The organism is Pyxidicoccus fallax (genome assembly GCF_012933655.1).
GTDB classification, from domain to species: domain Bacteria; phylum Myxococcota; class Myxococcia; order Myxococcales; family Myxococcaceae; genus Myxococcus; species Myxococcus fallax.
In genome coordinates this window covers 1-3,093 of the sequence record NZ_JABBJJ010000624.1, presented here as the reverse complement: position 1 = coordinate 3,093, position 3,093 = coordinate 1, and the positions used below count along the sequence as shown (strand labels likewise).

Below are 3,093 nucleotides of genomic sequence, written 5' to 3'. Positions count from 1 at the left end.
GGTCGGGCTGGACGAGTGCACCCAGGTGTCGCGCGCCGTGGACCCGGCGCTCGACGTGGAGGACTTCATCCCCCACGAGTACAGCCTGGAGGTCTCCAGCCCCGGGGTGGACCGGCCGCTCAAGAAGCCGGCGCACTTCGAGCGAGTGAAGGGACAGAAGGTGAAGGTGAAGACGTTCGGGCCGCTGGGAGACCCCCCGCGCAAGAACTTCACCGGCACGCTGGCCGAGGTGTCAGGCGACGGCATCGCGGTGGAGGTGGAAGGCGCCGGGACCTTCCACATCCTCTTCAAGGACATCGCCAAGGCGAACCTGGAGTTCGAGTTCTAGACGTCGACATACAGGGCGCCCCTTCCGCGCGGGGACGCCCGTGGACCCTTTTAGGAGAAGACCATGCCCACGCAGCAAGCCAACCCGAGCGTCAACCTCAACCTCGTCCTCGACCAGGTCGCCAAGGACAAGGGCATCGAGCGGGCTGTGCTGATTGCCACCCTCGAGGACGCGATGAAGACCGCGGCCAAGAAGCACTTTGGCCAGGACCGCAACCTCGAGGCCAAGTACGACCCCGAGAAGGGCGTGGTGGAGCTGTTCCAGGCCATCACCGTGGTGGATGAAATCACCGACCCGGTGCAGGCGGTGAACCAGATCACCATCGCCGAGGCCCACAAGAAGGGCATGGAAGTGGAGTCCGGGGACGAGCTCGTCTTCCAGATCTTCTACCGCGACGAGGACGCCGCCGAGGCCAAGGCGCAGGACGACCAGTACGGCGACATCCTCCGGCTGAAGACCTTCCGCCGCGGCTTCGGCCGCATCGCGGCGCAGACGGCCAAGCAGGTCATCCTGCAGCGCACGCGCGACGCGGAGCGCGAGAACGTCTTCAACGAGTACAAGGACCGCAAGAACGAGATCGTCACCGGCATCGCCCGCCGGTTCGAGCGCGGCAACATCATCGTGGACCTGGGCCGCGCCGAGGCGGTGCTGCCGGTGCGCGAGCAGGTGCCGCGCGAGACGTACCGCCCCGGCGACCGCGTCCAGGCCTACGTGCTGGACGTGCTGCGCGAGTCCAAGGGCCCGCAGATCGTCCTCAGCCGCGCCTCCGTGAACCTGCTCACCAAGCTGTTCGAGATGGAGGTGCCGGAAATCGCCGAGGGCATCGTCGTCATCGAGGCGGCGGCGCGCGAGCCGGGTGGCCGCGCCAAGATTGCCGTGTCCAGCCGTGACTCGGACGTGGACCCGGTGGGCGCGTGCGTGGGCATGAAGGGCAGCCGCGTGCAGGCGGTGGTGCAGGAGCTGCGCGGCGAGAAGATCGACATCGTCCCCTACGACGAGGACCCGGCCCGCTTCGTGTGCTCGGCGCTGGCGCCCGCGGAGGTCAGCCGCGTCATCATCGACGAGGCCAACCACGCCATGGAGCTCATCGTCCCGGACGACCAGCTCAGCCTCGCCATCGGCCGGCGCGGGCAGAACGTGCGCCTCGCCGCCCAGCTGACGGGCTGGAAGCTGGACATCAACAGCGAGAGCCGCGTGCGCGAGCTGCGCGAGTTCGCCACCCGCTCGCTGGGCTCGCTGCCGGGCGTCAACGAGATGCTGGTGGAGACGCTCTACGCCCACGGCTTCCGCCAGGCCCGCGACGTGGCCGATGCGAACCCCGAGATGCTGGCGCAGCTGCCCGGCATCGACCCCGCCCGCATCCCCACCATGCAGGAGGCCGCGCGCAAGCGGATGGTGGAGGACCAGGCGGAGCTGTCGCGCATGGATTATGAAAGGGAGCAGGCCCGGCTGGCGGAGGCCCGTCGCCATCCGGACGAGCTCAACCCGTCCGAGCGCATGGCCCGCGTGCGCGGGGTGGGGGAGAAGACCATCGAGCAGCTCATCCTCGCCGGCTACAAGTCGGTGGAGGACATCGCCAACGAGAAGGACCTGGCGAAGCTGGGCGACGTGCCGGGTGTGGGTATCAAGAAGGCCCGCCAGCTGAAGAGCGCGGCGGAGAACTACCTCGTGGAGGAGGCCAAGCTGCGCGCGGAGCTGAATGCCGAGCGCGGCGCGATGACGGCGAGCCTGGAGGGTGGCGCGGAAGCCACCAAGTCGCCGTAAGCTAGGGAAGGGAGGAGACGTGAGGCGCCCGTCCGGCCGCTCGGGGCCGGGAGAGCAGAGCGCGGAGTCAGGTCCGGTCCGGACGTGCGTCGGATGCGGTTCGAGGCGCCCGCAGGCAGAGCTCACCCGGTTCGTGGTAGGCCCCGGGGGCGCGATAGCAGTGGACAGGAAGAGGCGGCTGCCAGGACGGGGCGCCTACCTGTGCGGTGCCGGTTGTCTGACGGCAGCGCTGAAGCGGAAGGCCTTCGGTAGAGCCTTCCGCGGTAAGGCGGGGCAGGTCGACCCGTCGCAGCTCGGGCAGGCGTGGGAGCCGGGGACGGAGAGCTAAAGGGTGTGGGGGGGGAGTGGGTGTTAAGGACCACTCGCACACATTTTCGGGTTTGGACTAGGGTACTGCGCCCCGGAAGCGGCGGAGCAGAAGGCCAACAAGGGCAATATGTCGAAGAAGCGCGTCCATGAAATCGCCAAGGAGCTCAAGGGCCACGGAATTGAGCTCGACAACAAGGAGGTCGTAAACGAGCTCGCGGCGCTCGGATACGACGTCAAGAGCCACTCGTCTTCTCTCGACGACGACCAGGCCACCGCCGCGGTCCAGAAGATTCTGGACAAGCGCAAGCCGAAGCAGGCCGCGCCGCCCGTGACGGCGAAGGGTTTCGTCGTCCGCCGCAAGGTGGGCGCGCCCAGCGGTGGTGCGTCCGCCGACTCGGGAGGCGACGGCCAGCAGGCCGCCGACATGTCCGCCTCCGAGGCTTCCGCCCAGGCGGCCGAGGCCCCGGCCCAGGTGGCCGCGCCGGTCGTCGAGGAGCCCCCGCGGGCTCCCGTCGTGGAGACGCCGCCGCCCGCCGTCCAGGCTCCGCAGACTCCGCCGGCTCCAGTCGAGCCGCCGCGCGCCGCCGCCGAGCCGTCCCGGCCGGTGGAGGCCGCCCCTCCGGCTCCGGAGGCTCCGGCCCCCGTCGCCGCCACCCCGCAGCAGCCCGCGCCCGTCGCGGAGGCCCCCAAGG

At 69.6% G+C, this 3,093-nt stretch carries 4 protein-coding genes; all 4 read left to right on the top strand.

The window, feature by feature from the left end; translation table 11 throughout:
• On the top strand, nucleotides 1-328 hold a 328-nt coding region (rimP, locus tag HG543_RS52755), incomplete at its 5' end, for a ribosome maturation factor RimP (protein WP_169352538.1).
• Nucleotides 329-391: 63 nt separating this feature from the next.
• Nucleotides 392-2,092: a transcription termination factor NusA gene (nusA, locus tag HG543_RS52750; protein ID WP_169352537.1), complete on the top strand. Its 1,701-nt coding sequence runs from the start codon at nucleotides 392-394 to the stop codon at nucleotides 2,090-2,092.
• The gene (locus tag HG543_RS56110; RefSeq protein WP_343073666.1) at nucleotides 2,064-2,420 is read left to right on the top strand and encodes a YlxR family protein; all 357 of its coding nucleotides are present in this window, start codon (nucleotides 2,064-2,066) and stop codon (nucleotides 2,418-2,420) included. The genes nusA and HG543_RS56110 overlap by 29 nt, the downstream gene beginning before the upstream one ends.
• Nucleotides 2,421-2,528: 108 nt before the next feature.
• The coding region (locus tag HG543_RS52740; RefSeq protein ID WP_211194791.1) for a translation initiation factor IF-2 N-terminal domain-containing protein at nucleotides 2,529-3,093 on the top strand (565 nt) is incomplete at its 3' end.

What these genes read in the sequence shown, in the direction of transcription:
- nusA (WP_169352537.1), top strand. Translation starts at nt 392, where the DNA reads ATGCCCACGCAGCAAGCCAACCCGAGCGTCAACCTCAACCTCGTCCTC.